The organism is Streptomyces tamarix (assembly GCF_032423885.1).
In the GTDB taxonomy this organism is placed as follows: Bacteria; Actinomycetota; Actinomycetes; order Streptomycetales; family Streptomycetaceae; genus Streptomyces; species Streptomyces tamarix.
In genome coordinates this window covers 89,700-113,699 of record NZ_JAWCTQ010000021.1, presented here as the reverse complement: position 1 = coordinate 113,699, position 24,000 = coordinate 89,700, and the positions used below count along the sequence as shown (strand labels likewise).

24 protein-coding genes are annotated in these 24,000 nt (G+C 76.1%); 17 read left to right on the top strand and 7 right to left on the bottom strand.

Translation table 11 applies throughout. The annotated features are described in order from the left end of the window. Positions 1–434: 434 nt before the first annotated feature. On the top strand, positions 435–1,850 hold the full coding sequence (locus tag RND61_RS18315; protein WP_315879057.1) for an NAD(P)/FAD-dependent oxidoreductase: 1,416 nt from the start codon (positions 435–437) through the stop codon (positions 1,848–1,850). A gap of 12 nt (positions 1,851–1,862) precedes the next feature. Here the strand turns inward: RND61_RS18315 and RND61_RS18310 are convergent, their stop codons facing one another. Then, positions 1,863–3,053 (bottom strand): zinc-dependent alcohol dehydrogenase, encoded by a 1,191-nt coding sequence (locus tag RND61_RS18310; RefSeq protein WP_315879056.1) that lies wholly within the window; start codon positions 3,051–3,053, stop codon positions 1,863–1,865. Positions 3,054–3,252: 199 nt separating this feature from the next. Here RND61_RS18310 and RND61_RS18305 point away from each other — a divergent pair, with 199 nt between their 5' ends. Further along, complete coding sequence (locus RND61_RS18305) at positions 3,253–3,990, top strand: GntR family transcriptional regulator (RefSeq protein ID WP_315879055.1); 738 nt, start codon at positions 3,253–3,255, stop codon at positions 3,988–3,990. Here RND61_RS18305 and RND61_RS18300 read toward each other — a convergent pair. Beyond that, entirely contained in the window at positions 3,980–4,867 is an 888-nt protein-coding gene (locus tag RND61_RS18300) for a uracil-DNA glycosylase (protein WP_315879054.1), read from the bottom strand. The genes RND61_RS18305 and RND61_RS18300 overlap by 11 nt on opposite strands. A 52-nt stretch (positions 4,868–4,919) precedes the next feature. Between RND61_RS18300 and RND61_RS18295 the strand changes: the two genes are divergently transcribed. Both RND61_RS18295 and RND61_RS18290 read left to right on the top strand, forming a co-directional pair. Then, the gene (locus tag RND61_RS18295) at positions 4,920–5,399 is read left to right on the top strand and encodes an NUDIX domain-containing protein (protein ID WP_315879053.1); all 480 of its coding nucleotides are present in this window, start codon (positions 4,920–4,922) and stop codon (positions 5,397–5,399) included. 55 nt (positions 5,400–5,454) lie between these two features. Further along, positions 5,455–5,694, top strand: a complete 240-nt coding sequence (locus RND61_RS18290) for a hypothetical protein (RefSeq protein WP_315879052.1) — start codon at positions 5,455–5,457, stop codon at positions 5,692–5,694. A gap of 32 nt (positions 5,695–5,726) precedes the next feature. Here RND61_RS18290 and RND61_RS18285 read toward each other — a convergent pair whose 3' ends face one another. The 3 genes from RND61_RS18285 to RND61_RS18275 all read right to left on the bottom strand — a co-directional run bounded on the left by RND61_RS18285 (position 5,727) and on the right by RND61_RS18275 (position 10,078). Next, positions 5,727–7,400, bottom strand: coding sequence for a carboxylesterase/lipase family protein (locus RND61_RS18285; RefSeq protein WP_315879051.1), 1,674 nt, complete (start codon positions 7,398–7,400; stop codon positions 5,727–5,729). Between the two features lie 166 nt (positions 7,401–7,566). Continuing rightward, positions 7,567–7,998 carry a cold shock domain-containing protein gene (locus RND61_RS18280; protein ID WP_315879050.1) on the bottom strand — a complete coding sequence of 144 codons (432 nt, stop codon included), beginning with the start codon at positions 7,996–7,998 and terminating at the stop codon, positions 7,567–7,569. Between the two features lie 97 nt (positions 7,999–8,095). Beyond that, positions 8,096–10,078 (bottom strand): NAD-binding protein, encoded by a 1,983-nt coding sequence (locus RND61_RS18275; RefSeq protein ID WP_315879063.1) that lies wholly within the window; start codon positions 10,076–10,078, stop codon positions 8,096–8,098. Between the two features lie 237 nt (positions 10,079–10,315). Between RND61_RS18275 and RND61_RS18270 the strand changes: the two genes are divergently transcribed. From RND61_RS18270 to RND61_RS18240, 7 genes are all read left to right on the top strand, one after another. Further along, positions 10,316–11,149 (top strand): ABC transporter substrate-binding protein, encoded by an 834-nt coding sequence (locus RND61_RS18270; RefSeq protein ID WP_315879049.1) that lies wholly within the window; start codon positions 10,316–10,318, stop codon positions 11,147–11,149. Next, positions 11,116–11,946, top strand: coding sequence for an amino acid ABC transporter permease (locus tag RND61_RS18265; RefSeq protein WP_391653679.1), 831 nt, complete (start codon positions 11,116–11,118; stop codon positions 11,944–11,946). Before RND61_RS18270 ends, RND61_RS18265 begins: the two co-directional genes overlap by 34 nt. 2 nt (positions 11,947–11,948) lie before the next feature. After that, on the top strand, positions 11,949–12,755 hold the full coding sequence (locus RND61_RS18260) for an amino acid ABC transporter ATP-binding protein (protein ID WP_315879062.1): 807 nt from the start codon (positions 11,949–11,951) through the stop codon (positions 12,753–12,755). 104 nt (positions 12,756–12,859) lie between these two features. After that, the gene (locus RND61_RS18255) at positions 12,860–13,507 is read left to right on the top strand and encodes a nucleotidyltransferase family protein (RefSeq protein WP_315879047.1); all 648 of its coding nucleotides are present in this window, start codon (positions 12,860–12,862) and stop codon (positions 13,505–13,507) included. After that, complete coding sequence (locus RND61_RS18250; RefSeq protein ID WP_315879046.1) at positions 13,504–13,758, top strand: hypothetical protein; 255 nt, start codon at positions 13,504–13,506, stop codon at positions 13,756–13,758. Before RND61_RS18255 ends, RND61_RS18250 begins: the two co-directional genes overlap by 4 nt. Next, positions 13,755–14,528: a metallophosphoesterase family protein gene (locus RND61_RS18245; protein WP_315879045.1), complete on the top strand. Its 774-nt coding sequence runs from the start codon at positions 13,755–13,757 to the stop codon at positions 14,526–14,528. Before RND61_RS18250 ends, RND61_RS18245 begins: the two co-directional genes overlap by 4 nt. A 104-nt stretch (positions 14,529–14,632) precedes the next feature. After that, positions 14,633–16,264 carry a catalase gene (locus RND61_RS18240; RefSeq protein ID WP_315879044.1) on the top strand — a complete coding sequence of 544 codons (1,632 nt, stop codon included), beginning with the start codon at positions 14,633–14,635 and terminating at the stop codon, positions 16,262–16,264. A gap of 97 nt (positions 16,265–16,361) precedes the next feature. Here RND61_RS18240 and RND61_RS18235 read toward each other — a convergent pair whose 3' ends face one another. Continuing rightward, entirely contained in the window at positions 16,362–17,159 is a 798-nt protein-coding gene (locus RND61_RS18235) for an SDR family oxidoreductase (protein ID WP_315879043.1), read from the bottom strand. 86 nt (positions 17,160–17,245) lie between these two features. Between RND61_RS18235 and RND61_RS18230 the strand changes: the two genes are divergently transcribed. Continuing rightward, positions 17,246–18,490, top strand: coding sequence for an aromatic acid exporter family protein (locus tag RND61_RS18230; RefSeq protein ID WP_315879042.1), 1,245 nt, complete (start codon positions 17,246–17,248; stop codon positions 18,488–18,490). Between the two features lie 21 nt (positions 18,491–18,511). On the opposite strand, the gene RND61_RS18225 is transcribed toward RND61_RS18230, so the two are convergent. Further along, a complete protein-coding gene (locus tag RND61_RS18225; RefSeq protein WP_315879041.1) occupies positions 18,512–18,925 on the bottom strand; it encodes an SRPBCC family protein in 414 nt (137 codons plus the stop codon). A gap of 405 nt (positions 18,926–19,330) precedes the next feature. Between RND61_RS18225 and RND61_RS18220 the strand changes: the two genes are divergently transcribed. The 5 genes from RND61_RS18220 to RND61_RS18200 are packed head-to-tail and all read left to right on the top strand — an operon-like array spanning position 19,331 to position 23,913. Then, positions 19,331–20,350, top strand: coding sequence for a glycosyltransferase family 2 protein (locus RND61_RS18220; protein ID WP_315879040.1), 1,020 nt, complete (start codon positions 19,331–19,333; stop codon positions 20,348–20,350). Then, the gene (locus RND61_RS18215) at positions 20,347–21,045 is read left to right on the top strand and encodes a D-glycero-alpha-D-manno-heptose-1,7-bisphosphate 7-phosphatase (protein WP_315879039.1); all 699 of its coding nucleotides are present in this window, start codon (positions 20,347–20,349) and stop codon (positions 21,043–21,045) included. The genes RND61_RS18220 and RND61_RS18215 overlap by 4 nt, the downstream gene beginning before the upstream one ends. After that, positions 21,042–22,049 carry a glycosyltransferase family 9 protein gene (locus RND61_RS18210; RefSeq protein ID WP_315879038.1) on the top strand — a complete coding sequence of 336 codons (1,008 nt, stop codon included), beginning with the start codon at positions 21,042–21,044 and terminating at the stop codon, positions 22,047–22,049. Before RND61_RS18215 ends, RND61_RS18210 begins: the two co-directional genes overlap by 4 nt. Beyond that, positions 22,046–22,999 carry a glycosyltransferase family 9 protein gene (locus RND61_RS18205; protein ID WP_315879037.1) on the top strand — a complete coding sequence of 318 codons (954 nt, stop codon included), beginning with the start codon at positions 22,046–22,048 and terminating at the stop codon, positions 22,997–22,999. The genes RND61_RS18210 and RND61_RS18205 overlap by 4 nt, the downstream gene beginning before the upstream one ends. Continuing rightward, the gene (locus RND61_RS18200) at positions 22,996–23,913 is read left to right on the top strand and encodes a glycosyltransferase family 2 protein (protein ID WP_315879036.1); all 918 of its coding nucleotides are present in this window, start codon (positions 22,996–22,998) and stop codon (positions 23,911–23,913) included. Before RND61_RS18205 ends, RND61_RS18200 begins: the two co-directional genes overlap by 4 nt. The last annotated feature ends 87 nt before the right edge of the window (positions 23,914–24,000 follow it).

Below are 24,000 nucleotides of genomic sequence, written 5' to 3'. Positions count from 1 at the left end.
CGCGCCGGGAGGGGACCGCGACCGCCGGGGCGGTGGCGGTTCGTCCCGGACGACGACGCGTCGGCCGTGGAGCGGAGGCCGGGGCGGACGCCGGAGCCACCCCTGCGGGCCGTCGCGCCGCAGGCCCCGGCCGCGCGCCGTTCCGGCCGACGACCCTCACCCGTTCGAGTGAAGGCCCGGGCGGGAGTGACGGAGCCGGCGGGGTCCGCCGCCCTGGAACCGACCCGCCCTCTCCCACCGGCCGCGCCGCGGGGCCGGGCTGCGGGGTGGGCCCGGGCCGGCGGATCGAGCGCGGCCTCCACGGCGGCGCGTGGCCCGGACTCCTCGACGGAGCCGTGTCCCCCACACCGGGCACCTCCGCCCCGGCGCGCGCCCCCGCCCCGACCCGGCGTGGATACTGGTCCGCCACAGGACGTCGACGCGAAGGGGCGGACATGACCGACGGGTTGGGCAGCGGCCGTGAGGCGGGGAGCGGGACGCGCCACGCGGTGGTGATCGGCGGCAGCATCGCCGGGCTCCTCGCGGCCAGGGCGCTCGCGGACCACGCCGAGCGGGTCACCGTCGTCGAACGGGACCGCTTCCCCAAGGAGGCCGAGCCGCGCGCGGGCGTGCCGCAGGGGCGGCACCTGCACGTGCTGCTGGAGGGCGGCCGGCAGGCGCTGGACCGGCTGCTGCCGGGCGTCGTGGACGAGTTGCTGGCCGACGGCGCCCCGCACCCGGGGATGCCCGAGGACGTGGTGCAGTGGCAGGCCGGGGGCTGGTACCGGCGCAGGGCCGCCGTGGTGCGCATCCTCACCGCGTCCCGGCCGCTGGTCGAGCAGGCGATCCGGCGCCGGGTGCTGGCCGACCCGCGCGTCACGGCCGTGCAGGGGACGGAGGTCGTGGGTCTGACCGGGGACGCCGCGCGCGTACGGGGCGTCCTGGTGCGCGAGCGCGGCGCCGGCCGGGGCGGGGAACCACGGCCGATCGGCGCCGACCTGGTGGTGGACGCCTCGGGGCGGGGCTCGCGGGCGTCGCGGTGGCTGGCCGCGCTCGGCGCGGAGCCGCCGCGCACGGAGACCATCGACACGGGCCTCGCCTACGCGACGCGGCTCTACCGGCACGACCGGCACGGCGACGACACCGACGCGGCCGGCTACTTCGTCGTCCCGAACCCCCGCCACACGTACGGCGGCGTGGCGCTGCCCGTCGAGGACGGCCGGTTCCTCGTCACCCTGTCCGGGCTGCGCGGCCAGGAACCGCCCGGCGACGGGGCGGCGTTCGAGGAGTTCGCGGGGCGGCTGCCGCACCCGGTGCTGCGCGAGTGGCTGGCCAAGGCCGAACCGGTCTCGCCGGTGTACGGCTTCCGCGCCACCGCGAACGTACGGCACCGCTACGACCGCCCCGGCCGCCGCCCTGCGGGCTTCCTCGTCACGGGCGACGCCCTGTGCACCTTCAACCCGATCTACGGGCAGGGCATGGCGGTCGCGGCGCTGGCGGCGGTCGCCCTGCGCGACGCCCTCGCGGACCGGCGGCGCACACCGACGACGCTGCGGGTGCAGCGCGCGCTGTTCCGGGCGTCGCGGCAGGCGTGGGACATCTCGGCGGGCGCGGACAAGCAGATGCCGGGCGCGGTCGGCGACGCGGCCCGCCCCACCCTCCTGGACCGGCCCGTCGGGTGGTACGTGGCCCGTGTGCAGCGGCGGGCGGGCGGCGACCCCGAGGTCGACGCGGTGTTCCGCCCGGTGCTGTCCCTGACGAGGCCGCTGACCGCGCTGTTCGCGCCCCGGGTGGCGCGGGCCGTGCTGTTCCGGCCGGAGCCGGAGCCCTTGGAAGCGCCGCCCCTGTGGCGGGACCCCGCCGAGGGCTGACGGGGCGCCGGCTCAGGGCCGCATGACGACCTTGCTCACGCCGTCCTCCTTGCGCTGGAACATCTGGTAGGCGTGCGGCGCGTCGGAGAGCGGCAGGTGGTGGGTGGCGAAGGTGTCCACCCCGAGGGGGTCGTCGTCGGTGAGGAGCGGCAGGATCTCGTCGGTCCAGCGGCGGACGTTGGCCTGGCCCATGCGCAACTGGACCTGCTTGTCGAAGAGGGTGAGCATGGGCAGCGGGTCGGCGGCGCCGCCGTAGACGCCGCTGAGGGAGATGGTGCCGCCGCGCCGTACGAGGTCGATCGCCAGGTACAGCGCGGCGAGCCGGTCGGCGCCGGCCTTCTGGTGGAGCCGGGCCGCCCAGGGGCGCGGGAGGAGCCCGGCGACCTGCTGCTGCGCCTTGGCGACCGGGCTGCCGTGCGCCTCGGTGCCCACGGCGTCGACGACGGAGTCCGGGCCGCGTCCGCCGGTGGCCTCCCGGACGGCGGCGACCAGCTCGTCCTGCCCGTCGTGGGCGGTGAGGTCGAAGACCTCCACGCCGCGCAGGCGGGCGCGGTCGAGGCGCTCCGGCACGAGGTCGATGCCGATGACCCGTTCCACGCCCTGGTGGAGGGCGACGCGGCAGCACATCTCGCCGATCGGGCCGAGGCCGAGGACCACGAGGGAGCCCCCGGGCGGCACGTCGGCGTACCGGACGGCCTGCCAGGCGGTCGGCAGCACGTCGGAGAGGTAGAGGAACCGGTCGTCGGGCGGGCCCTCGGGGACCTTGATCGGCCCGTACTGCGCCTGCGGGACGCGCAGGTACTCGGCCTGGGCGCCGGGCACGGAGCCGTAGAGCCGGGAGTACCCGAACAGCGCGGCGCCCATGCCCTCCTCGGAGACCTGGGTGGTCTCGCACTGGGTGGGCAGGCCGCGGGCGCACATCCAGCAGTGGCCGCAGGCGATCTGGAAGGGGACCACGACGCGGTCGCCGGGGCGGAGGCCGGTCACCTCGGGGCCGACCTCCTCGACGATGCCGATGGGTTCGTGGCCCAGGACGTCGCCGGGCGTCATGAAGGGGCCGAAGACCTCGTAGAGGTGGAGGTCGGACCCGCACAGCCCGGTGGAGGTGACGCGCACGACCGCGTCCGTGGGCTGCTCGATGCGCGGGTCCGGGACCTCGTCCACGCGGACGTCGCGCTTTCCGTGCCAGGTGACGGCCTTCATGGCGGCCTTCTCCTTCCCTCGGTGCATGGCCGTGGCCGGGTACCCGAGGGGCACCGGGGCGAATCCGTTTCGGCCAGAGTTCGCCGGGAGTGGGCGGGAATGCCGGGGCCCGACTTCCCAAGAGGTTTAGACCAATGATAAGGATGTGCTCACCGACACGGCTCACACGGCTACGCTGAGCAAAATTTGAGGGTTGAACATGGCTGAGCCCCACGCCTCCACGGCACTCCCGCTCTACCTCCAGGTCGCGGCCGCGCTCCGCGACGACCTCGCCGGGGGACGGTTCGCGCCGGGCGCCCGGCTCCCGTCCGAGCGGTCCCTGGTGCACCGCTTCGGGGTGAACCGGCAGACCGTGCGCAACGCGCTGCGGCTGCTGCGCGACGAAGGGCTGGTGGTCACGGAGCGGCGCGGCACGTACGCCGCTCCGGCGGAACCGGCGGCGGCCGGACCGGGGCCCGTGCTGGCGTCCGGGCTGCTGGAGTTCCCCGTCGCGGGGAGCGGGCCGGACCGGGTGGTGGAGGCGGCACTCGGCTGGGAGCCGGCGCCCGGCGCGACGGCGGAGCTGCTGGGGCTGCTGCCCGGCGAGCCGACGCTCGTCCACCGGCACCGGGTGCTGGGCCCGGACGGCGCGCTGGAACACGGGGCGGTCTCCCGCTTCTCCCGGTACGCGCTGGCCGAGGTGCCCGAACTGGGGCGCTACCGGCGGGCGGAGGCCCGCCCGGGGCACCGCCCGGACCTGCGGCCGGCGTACCGGTGGATGCACCGGGCGGGGCTGCGGCTGACGCGCCGCGAGTCGATCGGGGTGGGCCTGCCCGGGGCCGCCGCGTACCTGACGGTGCACCGGGAGGTGCAGGACCAGCACGGCCACGTGCTGGAGGTGACGGACATCCGCTTCGCCCCGCGGTCGGCGCCGCTCACCTACGAGTTCACGGCGTAGCCGCCGGCAGTCCGGCGGCGCGGGCGGCGGCGCCCAGGACGTCCGTCAGCATGTCCGGGGTGAGCAGGCCGGTGAACGTGTTGCGCTGGCTGACGTGGTAGCAGCCGAACACCTCCAGGTCCGGCCCGCCGCCGGCGGCGGGGAGCCGCACGCGGGCGCCGTGCGCGAACCGGGGCCTCGGGCGCGGCACCGACCAGCCCGCCGCGGCGAGCGCCGGGAGGACCGCCTGCCAGCCGAACGCGCCCAGGACGACCAGGGCGCGGACGGTGGGCCGCAGCAGGTCCAGCTCCTCGGCCAGCCAGGGACGGCAGGTGTCGCGCTCCCCCGGGGTGGGCCGGTTGTCGGGCGGTGCGCAGTGCACGGGGGCGGTGACCCGCACCCCGTACAGGCGCAGCCCGTCGTCGCGGGAGGTCGCCTCGGCCCGGCTGGCGAGGCCGAGGCGGTGCAGCGCGGCGTACAGCACGTCGCCGGAGCGGTCGCCGGTGAACATGCGGCCCGTGCGGTTGCCGCCGTGCGCCGCGGGGGCCAGGCCGACGACGAGCAGCGCCGCGTCGTTCGGGCCGAAGCCGGGGACGGGGCGGGCCCAGTACTCCCAGCCGGTGTACGCGCGGCGCCCCTCGCGGCCGATCCGCTCGCGCCACTCGACCAGGCGCGGGCAGGCCCGGCAGCGGACCACGGCCGCGTCGAGGCGGTCGAGCGACGGGGCCTTTGGCGCCGTACGGGCGGGGAAGGCGGGGTCGTCCGGGCCGCCGGGTGCGCCGGGGCCGTCGGGGTCGTCCGGGCCGCCGGGTGCGCCGGGGCCGTCGGGGCGGCCAGGTGCGCCGGGGCTGTCGGGGCGGCCGGGCGGGGCGGGGCTGTCGGGGTGGTCCTGTCCCATACCGGCCGACGGTAGCGCGGCACGGCCGGGCGCGGCGGGCAGACTGGCGCGCATGGTGGTCAGGCGCAGCGCGGGGCTGCTGGTGTTCCGTACGTCCGGCGGCCGGCCGGAGGTGCTCCTCGCACACATGGGCGGCCCCTACTGGGCGGCGCGGGACGCGGGGGCGTGGACGGTCCCGAAGGGCGAGTACGCGAACGACGAGACGGCGCTGACGGCCGCCCGTCGCGAGTTCACCGAGGAGCTGGGCCTGCTCGTGCCGGACGGCGAGCCCGTGCCGCTCGGGGAGGCGCGGCAGGCGGGCGGCAAGGTGGTCACGGTGTGGGCCGTGGAGGGCGACCTGGATCCGGCGCTGGTGGTGCCGGGGACGTTCGCCATGGAGTGGCCGCGCGGGTCGGGCGTGACGCGGACGTTCCCGGAGGTGGACCGGGTCGCCTGGTGCACGCCGGAGGAGGCGGCCGGGCGGCTGGTGGCCGGCCAGCGCGTGTTCGTGGAGCGGCTGGTGGAGCACCTGCGCGGCCGGGGCGCGCCGTGAGTGTCAGTGCCGTGCGCGAGAGTGGGGGCACCGACCCGTCGACAGGGAGCGAGAGATGACCACCACCCCCACGGTGTCCGAACGCGCGGCGGCACAGGCCTACCTCCGCCTGGTGGAGACCGCCCGGGCCGTCCTGTCCGACCCGGGCCTCGCGCCCATGGCGGGGGCGTACCTGGCCTCGCCCATGGCAGAGGCCGACGAGGCGCTGCGCCGGGCGGGCCTGGCGGGGAACGAGGCGCGGCTGCTGCGGCTGGCGGCCGGGCTGCGCGACGACGCGGCGTCCGAGCCGCCGTAGGGCGCCGCCCCGGGCGGCCCGGAGCGGGCCGGTCAGGGCAGGCGGGACCAGAAGTCCAGGCGGTGCTCGCGGCGGTAGTCGACCGGGCCGATCCGGTCGGGCGCCAGCGACTGGGTGTACGCCGGACGGTCGCCCGGCCGGTACGCACGCCATCCGGGCAGGCCGGGCGCGTTGGGGTCGCCGTTCCGGGCGAACGCCGCCCAGTACGCGGTCATCGTCGCGGACAGCCGCCGCTGCGCCGGGGTGAACCGCGCTTCCACCTCGTCGTCCTCGAACAGGTAGGGCAGGTCCCCCGCGTGGTACGCGCCGAAGTCGAACCGCCCGGGCAGCGGCAGGAACATCGGGGCCTCCCGGTCGGCGAACTCGTAGGCGTACGTGGGCACGTGGCGGCCGAGCGCGCGGTGCTGCGCCTCGGTGCCGCGCGCCCACATGCGGTCGGTGACCACCGTCGCCCAGGCGAGGGCCGGCGAGGGGAAGCGGTCGGCCGGGTACGCGGCCAGGACGCGCCGCGCGTGCGAGCCGAACGCGGTGCGCAGCGACCGGTGGTAGTCCGCCTCGGTGAACGGCTTCCCCACCGCGTCGTAGAGCATCCCGACGAAGGTGCGGTGCTCGTCGCGCGTCGCGCCGGACAGCACGGGCACCCGGTGGAACCGGCCGGCGCGCAGCGCCTCGGGGGGCGGTTCCGGCAGGGTGGCGTTGCCGTACCCGAACGCCTGGAAGGCGTTCATGATGTGCGGCACCTGGAGGATCCGCCTCACCGGCAGGGCCCTCAGGCACCGCAGGGTGCGGTCGGGGTCCCGGCCGCCGCAGCCGAGCGGGGCGGTCATCGCGGCGGTGATGTCCTCCATCTCGCGGCCGGAGCGCCACACGTACCACGGGTATCCCGGCACGCCCGGACCCATGGTCCCGGCCGGCATGTCCATCATGCCCTCGCCGCTCGCCATCACGGCCCGGTCGAACAGGCCCCGGGAAGCGGGCGACACGAGGTGCCCGGCGATGGCGGCGGCACCGAACGAGACGCCCGCCACCGTCACGTTCGCCAGGTCGCCGCCGAACGCCGCGGCATTGCGCCGGACCCACGCCAGCGCCGCCCGCTGGTCCTGCAGGCCGAACGTCCCGGCGCCCTCCAGGCCCGGCAGCGCCAGTCCGCCGAAGACGCCCATCCGGTAGTTGACGGTCACCACGACCAGGCCCCGGTCGGCGAGGCGGCGCCCGTCGAAGAACGCGCCGCCGCCCACCGCCCCGTCGCCGTGGATCCACACGAGCAGGGGCGCCGGACGGCGGGCGGCCCGGGGCGGCGTGGTCACGTTGAGGACGAGGCAGTCCTCCTCCTCGCTGGAGATCGGCGCGTACGAGGACGGCACCTGCGGGCACAGCGGCCCCGGCCGCGTGGCGTCCCGCACCCCGGACCAGCGGACGGGCGGCCGGGGCGGGGCCCAGCGGTGCGCCCCCGTGGGCGGTCCCGCGTAGGGGATCCCGTAGAAGACCGTGTGGTCCCGCGAGCGGACGCCCCGCACCTGGCCCGACTCGGTGCGCGCCGTCCCGTCCCCGGGGGCGGCGCCGGTGCCGTCCCCGGGGCGGCCGGGCGCCGGCGGCACCACCACCGCCGTGACCGCCGTCGCCAGCGCGGCGCCCGCCACCGCCGCCCGCCACCGGACCCCGGTCCCGTCCTTCCGCCTGCCGCGCATCGCCTCGTCCTCCCGCATGCCGGCGCACCGGCGCCTCGCGCCTCCGGCGGCATGTGTTCCACGAAACCGGGCGACCGCAACACCCGCGGGCCAGGACGGTGGCCGGGGCGGTGGTCCGGGTCGCGGGCCGGACCCGGCGGTCCGGGTCGCGGGCCGGCGGCCTGCCGCCGCGCGGGGAGGCCGGCTACGCCTCGACCCAGCCGTGGTCGCGGGCGAGCTCCAGGACGCGGGTGCGGACCCGCTTGAGCTGGGCGGCGGTCAGGGTCCCGTCCGCCTCGATGAGGGCCTCGGTCAGCTCGGTCCGGAACTCGGCGGTGGTGAGGACGTCCAGGGTGTCGTCGTCGAGGTCGTCGAGGCCGTCCGGGACGGCGTCCCGGTCCGGGCGCACGGCGGGCGCGCGGCGGGCGGAGCGGTCCACGAGGCGGATCTCCGACGCCTTGGGGCCCTTGTCGCCCATCTCCAGGTAGAACTCCACCTCACGTCCCGCCTGGTAGAGGTACTTCTCGTCCACCAGGTCGTTCGCGTGCATGAAGACGTCCTCGCCGCCCTCGCGGGGCACGATGAAGCCGTAGCCCCGCACCTCGTCGAACCGCAGGATCTTCCCCATCATCAGCACAGCCGTTCCTCCACACCTCGCCGCTTCCCGCCGGCCACCGCCGTCGCGGCCGGGCCGGGGGCCGGGGCCACCCTAGTGACCCGCCGCGCGGCCGCCGTCAGGGGGTGGCCGCTCCGCCCCGGCCGAGCAGCTGGGCCAGGCCCCGACGGGTCGCGGCGAGCACGACGCGGTCCTCGGGGCGCAGCACGTAGCCGGGGTGGAGGTCCCACACCAGGCCGGTGCGCCCGTCCTCGGCGGCGTGGTGCACGGCGGCCAGGTCGACGCGCCGCTCGCCGGGCGCGCTCGGGTCCAGGGCGATCACCCGCCAGGCGCCGGGCCGGAACGCCTCGGCGACGGTACGGCCCTCCAGCTCGGGGTGGCCGGCGACGACGACCGCGGCGAACAGCAGGACGCGCCGCTCCACGGGGATGGCGCCCAGGACCTGGCGGCCCATCATGGCACCGGCGAAGGCGGGGGCGGCCAGGTGGGAGACGCTGCGGCTGCGGGTGAGCGCCCCGGGGTGCGCGGCACGCAGGGTCCGGTACACGGCGGTCGCGATGTCGTCGTCGTACAGCCGCAGCACCACGCGCAGGTCCGGGCGGACGGAGCGGGCGTACAGGACGGCCTCCAGGTTGGTGATGTCGAGGCTCGTCAGGGCGAGCAGGGAGCGCGCCTTGTGGACGCGCGCGGCCTCCAGGACGCCCTCCTCGGTGACGTCGCCGAGGACGACGGGCACGCGCAGGCGGCGCGCGGTGGCGACGCCCCGCGCGTCGGGGTCGGCCTCGACGCAGACGACGGGGATGCCCAGTTCCCGCAGCCGGGTCAGGACGCGGGTGCCGACCTTGCCGAGGCCGAGCAGGACGACGTGGCCGGACAGGCCGCGCGGCGGGCGGCGCAGGGAGGTGGCGGTGCGGAAGGTGCCGAGTGCCTCCAGGAGCGCGGCGACGAGCATCGGCAGCAGGAGCAGCCCGACGAACCCGGAGAGCATCTGGAGGACCTGCCGCTCGACGGGGGCGTCCAGGGCGGGGTCGCCGATCGCGAAGAGGTCCAGCAGCGTGAGGTACGCGGCGTGCAGCGGGTGATCGTCCGTGGTGAGCCAGGACGCCACGGCGAGGGCGGCGACGGCTCCGGCGAGGCCGGCGATCGACCAGCGCAGCCGCCGCGAGAACAGCGACGCGAACGGCACGGACGGGGTGGGCAGCCGGCTCGCGGGAAGCGTCGGGCCGGCGTAGGTGACGGCTTCCAGGGCGACGGTGCCGCGTCCGGTGGCGGCGGCGACGGCCCGGTCGTCGGGGAGCAGCCGGGGGCCCTGGTCGCCGCTGCCGTCGGTGCCGTCGCTGCCGGCCGGGTCGGTGGCGGTGGACGACAGCAGGGCGAGGGTGCACAGGCCCGGGTCGGCGATCTCCCCGGGGCCGGGAGGGGTGCGTTCGACGGCGCGCAGCAGCAGCCCGTCCGCGTGGACGATCTTGCTGGTACCGGCGACGGCGGTGGCGGCGAGGGCGGGAGCGGCCGTGTCGGCGTCGGACAGGACGGTGGTGGAGGCGTCCAGGACCTCCGGGTCGATGCCGGGCGTGGCGACGGCGGCGGCCTGGTCGAGGAGCTGCTCCAGGTGCTGGCCGAGCTTGCGGTTGTACATGCGGATGACCAGGCGCAGCCGGGGGTTGAGGCGGCGGGCCAGCAGCGCGGTGCGGATGTTGGTCTCGTCGTCCCCGTGGACCAGGGCGAGCGCCGTGGCGTGTTCGACGCCGGCCTCGACGAGCGCCGTCTCGTCCGCCTCCGCCGCCTCGACGACGTGGACGGTCCGCCGGGGGCCCCGGCCGCCGAGCGTGTCGTACGGGGAGGCGTCGTACGGGGTGACGCGGTCCCGCACGGTCCCCCCGCCGGGGCGCCCTCCCCGCGCCGTGCGCCCGTCCCCGGCGGCGGGGCGGGCCATGGCGGCGGAGACGCGGCCGAACAGGGCGAGGGCGCCGCCGGGGCGGCGGCCCGGGTCCCGCGGGGCGGCGGGACGGCCGGGGACGAGGAGGGTCACCCGCTCCCGGTACACGTCGTTCAGCTCGTGCGCGAGGCGGTCGGCCAGCGCGTCGTCGCCGCAGACGACCATGTGGCCCACCGCGGGCCCCTGCGAGGGCTGTTGGGGTATCGGAAGCACGTCCCCAGCATGCCGCCGCCCCACCGGGCCGCGTCCGCCGGGTCGGGGTCCGCGGAGGACCGCACCGGCCGCCGCGCGCGAACCGGGATAGAGATATGTACCGTTATCCGCCTTATGGTGAGCTTCGTGGCATACGATCGCGCCCGGCGGCTCCCCCGTCCCGCCGCCCCGCCCCCTGGGAGGTCCACCGTGTCGACGACTGCCGGCCGCAAGCGCGCCCGTGTCCGCCCCGCCGTCGCCGCCGTCTCGGCGGCGCTGTTGTCGGCGGCGGGGTGCTCGTCCGGCGGGGAGGGGCCGGGGGAGGCCAGGGGCGGGGTGCCCGTGGTCGAGAAGGGCAAGCTGACGACCTGCACCCACCTGCCGTACCCGCCGTTCCAGTTCGAGCGGGGCGGGAAGGTGGTCGGGTTCGACGTGGCGCTGATCGACCTGGTGGCGGAGGACCTGGGCGTCCAGCAGAAGATCCTCGACACGCCGTTCGAGAATTTCAAGACCGGCGCGTTCCTCAACTCCGGCGAGTGCGACCTGGCCGCCGCCGGGATGACGATCACCGAGGAGCGCAAGAAGAACGTCGACTTCTCCGTGCCGTACTTCGACGCCACGCAGGCGGTGCTCGCGTCGAAGAAGAGCGGGGTGAGGACCCTGGCGGAGGTGAAGGCCCGTGGGCTGCGGCTGGGGGCGCAGGCCGAGACGACCGGTGAGAGCCACGCCAAGGGCCGGGGCTTCGACCCGGTCGCGTTCGAGAGCTCGGACGCCGTGCTCAACGGGCTGCGGACCGGGCAGGTCGACGCGGTCGTCATCGACTACCCCGTCGTGCGGGGCTGGCTCAAGGACGGGGCGAACGCCGCCGCGTTCGTGCTCGGCGAGAGCATCGAGACCGGCGAGCAGTACGGCTTCTCGGTGAAGAAGGGCAACGACAGGCTCCGCGCCGCGATCGACAGGGCGATCCGGGACGCCCGGGCCGACGGCACGTACCGGAAGCTGTACGAGGAGTGGATCGGCCCGCTGCCCGGGGCCGGGTCGTGACCTCGCGGCTGACGAGGCGCCAGCGGCGCCGGGTCTCCCAGGGGATCCAGTACGCGGTGTTCGTCGCGGCGGTCGCCGCCGTCGTCGCCGTGGCCGACTGGGAGCGGCTGCGCAACCAGTTCGCGCAGCGGGGCCTCGCCGGCGAGCTGTTCCCGCAGATCATCACCACGGCGCTGCGCAACACGGTCGTCTACACCGCGTCGGGTTTCGTCTTCGGGCTGGTGCTGGGCCTGGTGATCGCACTGATGCGGCTGTCGTCGGTCGCGCCGTACCGGTGGGTCGCCGGGGTGTACATCGAGTTCTTCCGGGGCCTGCCCGCGCTGCTGATCTTCATCTTCGTGGGGGTCGCGGTGCCGCTGGCGTTCCCCGGGGCGGAGATCCCCGGCGGCACGTACGGGAAGGTCGCGCTGGGCCTGGGGCTGGTCGCCGCCGCGTACATGGCCGAGACGATCCGCGCGGGCATCCAGGCGGTGCCGAGGGGGCAGATGGAGGCGGCGCGGTCGCTGGGGTTCTCGCACGCGCGGGCGATGGCGTCGGTGGTCGTCCCGCAGGCGTTCCGGATCGTGATCCCGCCGTTGACGAACGAGCTGGTGCTGCTGTTCAAGGACTCGTCGCTGGTGCTGTTCCTCGGGGTCACCCTGGAGGAGCGGGAGCTGACCAAGTTCGGCCGGGACCTGGCCAGCCAGACGGCCAACTCGACGCCGATCCTCGTCGCCGGGTTGTGCTACCTGCTGGTGACGGTTCCGCTGGGCTTCGTGGTGCGCCGCCTCGAGGCCCGTACCGGGAAGGCCGGGTGAGCATGGACGCGGGTGGGAGCGCGGAGATCGAGGTCCGGGGGCTGCGCAAGGCGTTCGGGGACCACGAGGTGCTGCGCGGGATCGACCTGGAGGTGGCGCGGGGCGAGGTCGTGTGCGTCATCGGGCCGTCCGGGTCGGGCAAGTCGACGCTGCTGCGCTGCGTGAACCTGCTGGAGGAGCCGACGGCGGGGCGGGTCCTCGTCGGCGGCACGGAGGTCACGGACCCCGACGTCGACATCGACGCGGTGCGCCGCCGGATCGGCATGGTCTTCCAACAGTTCAACCTCTTCCCGCACCTGACCGTGGAGGAGAACCTGACGCTGCCGCAGCGCAGGGTGCTGGGCCGCGACGGGACGGCGGCGGCGCGGGTCGCCCGGGGGAACCTGGAGCGGGTCGGCCTCCTGGAGAAGGCCGCCGCGTACCCGGCGACGCTGTCGGGCGGCCAGCAGCAGCGGGTGGCGATCGCCCGGGCGCTGGCGATGGACCCACAGGTGATGCTGTTCGACGAGCCGACGTCGGCGCTCGACCCCGAGCTGGTGGGCGACGTGCTGGCGGTGATGCGGGGGCTGGCGCGGGACGGCATGACGATGATGGTGGTCACGCACGAGATGAGCTTCGCCCGCGAGGTCGCCGACCGGGTGGTGTTCATGGACGGCGGCCGGATCGTGGAGGAGGGCCCGGCGGCGCAGGTGGTGGGCGCGCCCCGGGAGGCCCGTACGCGGGACTTCCTCACCCGCGTCCTGGACCCGGCCGCCGCCGCCCCGCCCGGCCCCGAGTCGGCGGCGGACCGGGCGGACCGGGCGCCCTGACGGGGCGGTCGCCCGCGCCCGTACGTGATCGTCCGCGGGCGGGATAAAGCGCCGGGGCCCGGGGTACCCGGTTGCCTCCAGTCCGATGTAAGGGGGCCGAGACCGTGAACAACCAGGTTGACGAGGCCGCCCACCTCGCCGTGGCTCCGGAGCCCGGCGAGGTGGCGGGTGGGGCGCCGCTGCCGCCGGACCGCACGCAGGCGATCCTGGAGGCCACCAAGCAGGTGGCCGGCATCCTGAAGGCGGGCGGGCACCGGTTCGCGCTGGCCGGCAGCGTGGCCGCGTACGCCCACGGCGTGCCGGCCAGCCTCCAGCACGACACCGACTTCGCCATCCTGCGCGAGGACGAGGAAGCCGTCACGCGCGAACTGCAGAACGCGGGCATCCGGGTCCGCAAGCCCCCTGAGGACTGGCTGATCAAGGCCACGTGCCGGGGCGAGGAGATCGACCTGATCTTCGAGCTGGCCCGCCGCCCGGTCACGCAGGAGCTGCTGGCGCGGGCGCAGGTCCTGCCGGTCGACTCGGTGCACATGCCCGTCCTGGCGCCGACGGACCTCATGGGCAGCCAGCTCGCGGCGTTCTCGGAGCACCACTGCGACTTCGGTTCCGTGCTGCCGATCGCCCGGGTGCTGCGGGAGAGGATCGACTGGGACCTGCTGCGCCGGGAGAACGAGGGCTCCCCCATGCCCGAGGCGTTCCTGTTCCTCCTGGAGCGCCTGAACGTGATCGAGCCGAAGGAGGCGACCCCATGAGCGGCGCCGACACGTCCGAGTACCGGATCGCGCACCTGCGCGACCGGCTGGCGAGCGAGGACATCGCCGAGATGGGCGTACGGATCGAGGAGCGCGGCGGGAGCGTGATGCTGTACGGGACGGTGTCCAGCGACGCCTGCCGCAGCGAGGTCCTGCGCATCGCCCGTGAGGAGCTGGCCGGCCTCCCGCTCCACGAGGACCTGGTGGTGGCCTGCTCCGACGCCCCGACGCACCGGGAGGAACTGTCATGATCCGGGTAGCCGCCGTCGGCGACATCCACCTGTCCCCCGAGAGCGCCGGCGCGTTGCGGCCGGCGTTCGACACGCTGGGCGACTGCGCCGACCTGTTGCTGCTCGCCGGGGACCTGACCCGGCACGGCACGGTCGAGGAGGCCCGCGTGGTGGCCCGCGAGGTGGCCGGGCTGCCCGTCCCGGTGGTGGCCGTGCTCGGCAACCACGACTACCAGAGCGACCAGCAGGACGAGGTGACGGCCGTGCTGGAGGAGGTCGGGGTCACCGTCCTGGAGGGCCGGGGCACGGTGCTGCGGATCGGCGGGACGAAGGTGGGCGTCGCCGGGACGAAGGGGTTCGGCGGCGGGTTCGCCGGGCGCAGCGGGGGCGAGTTCGGCGAGCCGGAGATGAAGGCGTTCATCCGGTACACCCGGCGGTGCGCGGAGGAGCTGGCCGCGTCGCTGCGAACGCTCCGGGAGGAGGACTGCGCCGTGCGGATCGCGCTGACGCACTACTCGCCGGTACCGGACACGCTGGCCGGGGAGCCGCTGGAGATCTACCCGTTCCTCGGCAGCTACCTGCTGGCCGAGGCGGTGGACGGGGCGGGGGCCGACCTGGCCGTGCACGGTCACGCGCACATGGGCAGCGAGCACGGGATGACCGGCGGCGGGGTGCGGGTGCGCAACGTGGCGCAGCCGGTGCTGGGGCAGGCCTTCGCGGTGTACCACCTGCCGGTGCACACGCGGCCCACGTCGCTGGCCGGAGGCGCGGCGAGTGCGGGAGTCCGTTGAGTCCGTCCGGTTAGGGGCACCCCTCGGATGGGTAACGGGGGTATTGCGACATATCGGATAAATCTGACAGTCGCAGTCCCGCATCCTGAGAGGAGCCGGAGATCGTGACGGACGACAGCCGGAAGGTGCTCACCAACCGCCAGGGGCACCCGGTACACGACAACCAGAACCAGCGCACGGTCGGCGCCCGCGGTCCGGCGACGCTGGAGAACTACCAGTTCCTGGAGAAGATCAGCCACTTCGACCGGGAGCGCATCCCCGAGCGCGTCGTCCACGCCCGCGGCGTCACCGCCTACGGGTACTTCGAGGCGTACGGCTCCTGGGGCGACGAGCCGATCAGTCGGTTCACCCGGGCGAAGCTGTTCCAGGAGCGCGGCAAGCGCACCGACCTGGCCGTGCGGTTCTCGACGGTGATCGGCGGCCGGGACTCCTCGGAGTCGGCGCGCGACCCGCGCGGCTTCGCCGTGAAGTTCTACACGGAGGACGGCAACTGGGACCTGGTCGGCAACAACCTGGGCGTGTTCTTCATCCGGGACGCCATCAAGTTCCCGGACGTGATCCACGCGCTGAAGCCGGACCCGGTCACCTTCGAGCAGCAGCCGCGGCGGATCTTCGACTTCATGGCGCAGACCCCCGAGAGCATGCACATGCTCGTCAACCTGTTCAGCCCGCGCGGCATCCCGTCGGACTACCGCCACATGCAGGGCTTCGGCGTCAACACGTACAAGTGGGTGAACGCCGAGGGCGAGACGGTGCTGGTCAAGTACCACTGGATGCCGAAGCAGGGCGTGCGGAGCATGACCGAGGAGGACGCCGCGAACATGCAGGCGCAGGGCCTCGGACACGCCACCAAGGACCTGTACGAGGCGGTCGCGCGCGGTGACCACCCGGAGTGGGAGCTGCTCGTCCAGATGATGTCGGACGACGAGCACGCGGAGCTCGACTTCGACCCGCTGGACGACACGAAGACCTGGCCGGAGCAGGACTTCCCGCCGAAGCCGGTCGGGCGGATGGTGCTCGACCGGATGCCGGAGAACTTCTTCGCGGAGAACGAGCAGATCTCCTTCGGCACGGGCGTGCTCGTGGACGGCCTGGACTTCTCCGACGACAAGATGCTGGTGGGCCGGACGTTCTCGTACAGCGACACCCAGCGGTACCGGGTCGGCCCCAACTACCTCCAGCTCCCGGTCAACCAGGCCAAGAACGCGGACGTGCGCACCAACCAGCGCGACGGCCTGATGACGTACCACGTGGACGGCGCCGGGGAGGACCCGAGCACCAACTACGAGCCGTCCCTCATGGGCGGGCTGCGGGAGGCCCCGGACCCGGCCCACGACGAGCAGGGGCCGGAGATCCGCGGGCGCCTCACCCGCAAGCGCATCCCCCGCACCAACGACTACCTGCAGGCCGGTCAGCGCTACCAGCTGATGGAGCAGTGGGAGCGCGACGACCTCGTGCTGAACCTCAGCAACGCGCTCAAGCAGTGCGACCGGCCCGTGCAGGAGCGGATGGTCTGGCACTTCCTGCTGGTCGACAACGACCTGGGCCTGCGGGTCGGCGAGGGGGTCGGCATCGCCCCCAAGGACGTGGCGGGCCTGGAGCCGCTGCCGAACCAGACGCTCACCGACGACGACCGCAAGCGGCTGGCCAACCTGGGCGAGAACCCGCCGCGGGACGTGACCGGCCTGACGATGACGCACTGCGTGCCGAACGAGCGCTTCGTCGTCTCGCGCTGACGCCGCCGCCCCGCGCCGCCTCGCGTGAAGCGGGCCCGCGGCGGCCCCGGTCCTCCGTGCCGGGGCCGCCGCGGGCCGTTCGCGCGGTGCGGCCGGGTCAGGGGCGGCGCCAGTCGTCGCTCTCCAGGTGGGAGCCGGCCTGGGGACCCATCCGCAGCATCCCGCCGTCGACGGTCCAGGACGCCCCGGTGACGTACGAGGCGTCCTCGCCCGCCAGGAAGGCGATGACGGCCGCGACCTCGCGGGCGTCGCCCGGGCGGCCGAGCGGGATGCCCGGGCGACGCTCCTCGCGCACGTCCCGGTCCTCCTGCCCGGTCATGGGCGTGGCGATCTCGCCGGGCGCGACCGCGTTGACGGTGATGCCGTGCTCGGCGAGCTCCAGCGCCATCACCTGCGTCAGCAGCCCCAGCCCGCCCTTGGCGGCGCAGTAGGGGGCGGCGCCGACCCGGGGTTGGTGCTCGTGCACCGAGGTGACGTTGACGATGCGTCCTCCGCCGCCCTGCTCGATCATGCGGCGGGCGGCGAACTGGGAGCACAGGAACGGCCCGATCAGGTCCACGTCGACGACGCCGCGCACGGTCTCGTACGACAGGTCGAGGAAGGGCGTGGCGGTTCCGGTGCCGGCGTTGTTGACCAGGACGTCGATCCTGCCGAGCTCGCCGGCCAGGTCGTCGACGACGCGGGCGGCGCCCGGCAGGTCGGTCAGGTCCATCCGGGCGACGGCCGCGCGGCGTCCGTGGGACCGCACCTCCTCGGCGGTGCGCAGCGCGCCGTCGTGGTCGTCGTGCCAGGTGATGCCCACGTCCATGCCCTGTTGGGCGAGGCGGACGGCCACGGCGCGGCCGATGCCGGAGTCGGATCCGGTGACGACGGCTACAGGGGTTCCTTGATTCATGGATCCGCCGGTACCACGCCCGGCGGGCGGCAAACTCCGGCCACCTGGCTGGTTGTGAGCACGACACGAGAGGGCAGGGGAACGGGATGCCGGATGTAACGACAGCCCCCGTGTTCAAACTGGTGCGGCGGACGAGGGAACCCGTCGCCGCGCAGACGCTGCGGTCGACGGTGGCCGCCGTCATCGCGTACGTGGTCGCCCTGATGGTGCTGCCCGCGCAGCCCGCGCCCCTGACGGCGCCCCTGACGGCGCTGCTGGTGGTGCAGGTGACCCTGTACGCGACGCTCACGACCGGGATCCGCCGAGTCAACTCGGTGGTCGCCGGGGTGGTGGTGGCGATCGGGTTCAGCGCCCTGGTCGGCCTCACCTGGTGGAGCCTCGGACTGACGATCTTCGCGGCGCTGATCGTGGGCCACCTGGTGCGGGTCAGCGAGTTCGTCCCCGAGGTCGCGATCAGCGCGATGCTGGTGCTCGGCGTGACCCAGGTGGGCTCGGCCGCCTGGCACCGGATCCTGGAGACGCTGATCGGCGCCGGGGTCGGGCTGCTGTTCAACCTGCTGCTCGCACCGCCGGTGTGGGTGCAACCCGCCGGGGCGTCCATCGAGGGCCTGGCCTCCGGGATAGGGCGCATGCTGCGCGCCATGGGCGAGGACGTCGCGGACCTGGGCCACGTGCCGGTGTCGCACGCGGCGGCCCGGCTGCACGAGGCGCGGCGGCTCGACCACGCGATCGTGGAGGTCGACGCGTCGCTGCGGCAGGCGGAGGAGAGCCTGCGGCTCAACCCGCGCGTGCGGGACGGCCTGCTGGCGCGGATCGTGCTGCGGACCGGTCTGGACACCCTGGAGATCTGCGCCGTGGTGCTGCGCGTCCTGTCGCGGACGCTGACGGACCTGGCGAAGCACCGCACGGACGAGCGGCTGGTCCCGGCGGACGTGGCGGTGCTGCTGCGGGAGCTGTTCGGGCACATGGCGCGCGCCGTGGAGAGCTTCGCCCGGCTGATCACCACGCAGGTGTCGGCGAACGCCGAGGAGGCGGAGACGCGGCTCACCGAGGCCCTCGCGGACGGGCGCGCCGTCCGCGACCGGGTGGCCGACCTGCTGCTGGAGGACGTGCAGGAGCACCCCCGGCAGTGGCAGCTGCACGGGGCGCTGCTCAGCGAGGTCGACCGGATCCTCGACGAACTGGACGTGGACAAGCGCACCGAGCGGCTGACGCAGGAGTTGGACCGGCGCGCGGCGGAAGTCAACGAGCGCCACCCCCGGCTGGCGGCCCTCGCCGCCCGCCTGCGCGGGTCGGGTGCCGAGCCGCCGCGGCCGGGGGTGGAGACCTGAGCGGCGGGCGGGTGCGCCCGGTCAGCCGCCCGGGGCGTCGACGCGGAGGCGCACCTGCTCCTCCAGCCGGTGCAGGCTGCGGTCCAGGGCCTCGGCGACGCGCTGCTCGCCGGGGTCGTGGGTCTCGTCGAAGAAGGACAGGTGGACGGTGACCTCGCTGGCACCGCCGTCGATGCCGGCGACCTGGAGCCAGCCGGCGTAGGAGCCCTCCTCGCGGGTCCCCCACTCCAGGCGCATCTGCTCCTTGCGGCGGCTCAGCAGCGCCGGGGTGTCCTCGTCGGTGCGGTCCTCGTGGACGGTCACGGCGGGCAGTTCGCCCGCGTGGACGTGGAGGTCGCCCGGCAGCCACTCGTCCAGGCGGCCGACGTCGGCGGCCTGGTCGAAGACCTGCTCGGGCGGGGCGGGCATCGTCAGGGAGCGTTCGTATTCGGTCATCCCTCCACAGTTCCTCGGCAGCGCGAGGTCATGCCCGGCGCGGCGGAACCGGAGCGACACGGAACCGGAGGGCGGCGGAACCGGAGGGCCTTGGAAGCGGAAGGCCACGGAACCGGAGGGCCGCGGAACCGGGAAAAGGGAAAGCCCCGGCTGGACGGGGGAACCAGCCGGGGCAGCTCACGCGACCGGAGTCTCCTCACCGCCGCATAGATGAACGATAAACCACTCGTGGCCGTTCGAGCCAACCGGGCCGCGGGGCCCACCGCCGGGACCGGACGGCCCGCCCACCTGGTTCGCCCGTCGAGCGGATCGCCCTGCGGAACGGAACGATCCGTGCATAAGGTGATCAAGTATGGGCACTCCACATGCCCTTGTGACCGGTTCCGGATCGGGAGGCGCCGCCGCATGAGCCATCCGCCCGCCCCGTACGCCGTGGTCGTCCCCACCGTCGGACGGCCCTGCCTCGCCGACTGCCTCCGGGCCCTCGCCGCCGCCGAGGGCCCCGAACCGCGCCGGATCGTCGTCGTCGACGACCGACCGGGCGAGCCGCCGCCCGGCGGGGCCCCCGGCGACCTGCCGCTGGACGCGCTGGGCCCGCTCGCCGACCGGGCCGTCGTGGTCCGCAGCGGCGGTCGCGGACCGGCCGCCGCCCGCAACACCGGGCTGCGCGAGGTGGCGGAGCCGTGGACCGCCCTCCTCGACGACGACGTCCGCGTCGGCCCCTCCTGGCGGGCCGAACTCGCCCGCGACCTCGCCGCCGCCTCCCCCGACACCGGCGGCGTCCAGGGCGTGCTGCACGTCCCCCTCCCCCCCGACCGGCGCCCCACGGACTGGGAGCGGAACACGGCCGGGCTGGAGCGGGCCCTGTGGGCGACCGCCGACATGGCGTACCGCACGGAGGCGCTGCGCGCCGTGGGCGGCTTCGACGAGCGGTTCCGGCGGGCGTTCCGCGAGGACGCGGACCTGGCGCTGCGGGTGATCGACGCGGGCTGGCTGATCCGGCGCGGCACCCGGCGCACGGAGCACCCGGTGCGGCCGGCGGACCGGTGGGTGTCGCTGCGGGCGCAGCGGGGCAACGCCGACGACGCGCTGATGGTGCGGCTGCACGGCCCCGACTGGTGGGCGCGCGCCGCCGCGCCGCGCGGCCGGATCCGGCGGCACGCGGCCGTCACGGCGGCCGGCGCGCTGGCCCTGGCGCTCGCAGCGGCCGGGCGGCGCCGGGCGGCGGCGCTCGCGGCGGGCGGCTGGCTGCTGGGGACGGCGGAGTTCGCCCGGGCGCGGATCGCGCCGGGGCCCCACACCCGCGACGAGGTGGTCACCATGGCGGTGACCAGCGCGGCCATCCCGGCGCTCGCCACCTGGCACCGCGTCGCCGGGGAGCTCAGGCACCGCTCCGCCGGGGCCTGGAACGGCGGTGCCGCGTGAGCCGGGCGGGCGGCGCGGGCGGGCCAGCGCGGGAGCCGGGAGCGCCCCGGGAGTCGCCGGGGCACCGGGCCGGCGCCACGGCCGACGGGCCCGGCGGGCCCGGCGGGCTCGGCGGACTCGGCGGACTCGGCGGGCGGGCCGCGGCGGAGGGCGCGCCGCCCGCCGCGGTGCTGTTCGACCGCGACGACACTCTGATCGTCGACGTGCCGTACAACGGCGATCCCGAGCGGGTGCGGCTGATGCCGGGCGCGCGGGCGGCGGTGCGGCTGCTGCGGGCGCGCGGGATACCGGTGGGGGTCGTCTCCAACCAGTCGGGCATCGGGCGCGGCCTGCTCACCGAGGCGGAGGTGCGGGAGGTGAACGCCCGCGTCGACGCCCTGCTGGGCGGGCCCCTGGACGTGTGGGTGCACTGCCCGCACGTCCCCGAGGACGGCTGCGCCTGCCGCAAGCCCGCGCCGGGGCTCGTGCTGGAGGCCGCGCGGCGGCTCGGCGTGCCGGCCGACCGGTGCGTGGTCGTCGGCGACATCGGTGCGGACATGGGCGCGGCGCGCGCCGCGGGCGCCCGGGGGGTGCTGGTGCCGACGACGAGGACGCTGCCCGCCGAGGTGGCGTCCGCGCCGGCCGTGTGCCGGGACCTGCTCGGTGCCGTGCGGCACGTGCTGGGGCGCCCGTCGGCCGTGCGGAGGCCGGTGTGAGGGCCCTTGTCGTACGCCTCGACAGCTTCGGCGACGTGCTGCTCGCCGGCCCCGCCGTACGGGCGGTGGCGCACCGCGCGGACCGGGTGGCGATGCTGTGCGGGCCGCAGGGGGCGCTGGCGGCGCGGCTGCTCCCGGGCGTGGACGAGGTGCTCGTGTGGGAGGCGCCGTGGGTGGGGTTCTCCCCGCCGGCGGTGGACCGGACGGACGTCGGGCGGATCGTCGACCGGGTGGCCGCAGGCCGGTTCGACGCGGCCCTGGTCCTGACCTCGTTCCACCAGAGCCCGCTGCCGGCGGCGCTGCTGCTGCGCATGGCCGGTGTCGCGCGCATCGCGGCGGACAGCGTGGACGCCCCCGGCTCCCTGCTCGACGTACGCCACCAGCGGCCCCCGCGCGCCCACGAGGCGGAGGCGGCCCTCGCGCTGGCCGAGGCGGCCGGCTTCCCCCGCCCGCCGGGCGACGACGGGCGGCTGCGGGCGCGGCACGCGGTGGGCGCGCCGGAGCTGACCGGCCCCGGCCCGTACGTCGCCGTCCACCCCGGCGCGAGCGTACCGGCCCGCCGGTGGAGCCCCGACCGGTGCGCCCAGGCGGTGCGGCTGCTCGCCGGGGCGGGCCACCGCGTCGTCGTCACGGGAGGCCCCGGCGAGCGGGAGCTCACCGCGTACGTGGCGGGCGCGCACGGCGTGGACCTCGGCGGGCGGACCCGCCCGCCGGAGCTGGCGGCGGTGCTCGCGGCGGCGGGCGCGGTGGTGACCGGCAACACCGGCCCGGCCCACCTGGCGGCGGCGGTCGGCACCCCGGTCGTGTCGCTGTTCTCTCCGGTCGTGCCCGCCGAACGGTGGGGCCCCTACGGCGTCCCGCACGTCCTCCTCGGCGACCAGGGCGCCCCGTGCGCCGGATCGCGCGCCCGGCAGTGCCCGGTGCCGGGCCACCCGTGCCTGGACGGGGTGACGGCCGAGGACGTGGTGGCGGCCGTCGGCAAACTGCTGGAGGCCGGGGCGTGAGGCCGCGGGTCCTGGTGCTGAGGGCGCTCGGACTGGGCGACCTGCTGGCCGGGGTGCCCGCGCTGCGGGCGGTGCGGCGCGGCTTCCCCGGGTACGAGGTGGTGCTCGCGGCCCCGCGGTCGCTGGCGGACGCGGTGGCCGCCGTCGACGCGGTCGACGCGCTGCTGCCCGCCTCGGCGCCCGGCCGGGCCGTGCCGGTGCGCCTGGCGTGGCCGGGGCCGCCGCCGGAGGCCGCCGTCGACCTGCACGGGAAGGGCCCCTCCAGCCACCTGCTGCTGGAGCGGACGCGACCCGGCCGGCTCCTGGCGTTCGCCCACCCGGGGACCCCGCACATCGCGGGCCCGGCGTGGCGGGCGGACGAGCACGAGCGGGAGCGCTGGTGCCGGCTGCTGGAGTGGTACGGCGTCCCGGCCGACCCCGGCGACCTGCGGCTCCCCCCGCCCCGCGAGCCGTCCCCGGCGCCCGGCGCGGTGGTGGTCCACCCGGGCGCGAACGCCGCGGCCCGACGCTGGCCGCCCGAGCGGTACGCGGAGGTCGTACGGGAGCTGCGGCGGCGCGGCCACCGGGTGGTGCTGACCGGAGGGCCCGGCGAGGACAGGCTCCTCGCGCGCGTGGCCGGGCCGGCCGGGCTCGGCGCGCGGGACGTGCTGGCGGGCGGGCTGCCGTACGGGCGGCTGGCCGCCCTGTGCGCCGGGGCGGCGGCCGTGATCAGCGGGGACACCGGGATCGCGCACGTCGCCGTGGCGTACGGGGCGCCGTCGGTGACGCTGTTCGGGCCCGTACCGCCGCGCTTGTGGGGACCGCCGCCGGGTACCCGACACGTGGCGCTGTGGCACCCCGGCCCGCCGGGCGACCCGCACGGCGGGGAGCCGGACCCGCGGCTGCTGCGCATCGGGCCGGACGAGGTCCTAGCCGCCCTGCCGCCGCACCTGGAGGTGTCCCGAACGTGACCGCCCACGAGACCCGCACGACCGTCGTCGTCATCACCCGCGACCGGCGCGACCAACTGCTGCGCACCCTGGACCGGCTCGCCCGGCTCCCCGAGCGGCCGCCCGTCGTGGTCGTCGACAACGCCTCGTCGGACGGCACCGCCGAGGCGGTCGCCGCTCGCCACCCGGAGGTGACGCTGCTGTGCCCCGGCCGGAACCTCGGGGCGGTCGGCCGCACCCTGGGCGCCCGGCACGCCCACACGCCCTACGTGGCGTTCAGCGACGACGACTCGTGGTGGGAGCCGGGGGCGCTGGCGGCGGCCGAGCGGCTGCTGGACGCGCACCCCCGGCTGGGGCTGGTCGCGGCCGCCGTGCGGGTCGGGGACGGGGGGCGGGACGACCCGCTCAACGCGGAGCTGGCCGCGTCGCCGCTGGGCCGGGAGCACGGACTGCCGGGGACGCGGGTGCTGGGCTTTCTGGCCTGCGCGGCCGTCGCGCGGCGGCAGGCGTTCCTGGAGGCGGGCGGTTACCACCCGGTGGTGTTCTTCGCCGGGGAGGAGCAGTTGCTGGCGTACGACATGGAGGCGTGCGGCTGGGCGGTGTGCCACTGCCCGGAGGTGGTCGCCGTGCACAGCCCGTCCGGCGGCGTACGGGGCGGGCGGCGGGCGGTGATGCGGCGGAACGCCGCGCTGACGGCGTGGCTGCGGCGCCCGCTTTCCGTGGCGGCGCGGCGGACCGGGGCGCTGGCCGCCCAGGCCCGGCGTGACCCGGAGGCGCGGGAGGCGCTGCGCGGGGTGCTGGAGCGGCTGCCGGCGGCGCTGCGGGCCCGGCGGCGGCTGCCGCCGCGGGTGGAGGCCGCCGCGCGGCGCGTGGAGGGCGACCGGGTCCGCGGAAGCCTGCGGAGGGCGGCGCGCCGGGAGGCCGTGGCGCGGTGAGGTCGCGCCGGGCGTGGCGCGGTGAGGCCCCGCCAGGGGCGCTCCGCACGCCCTGTCGGCCGATCGAGTGACTGAAGCGCTTCGCCC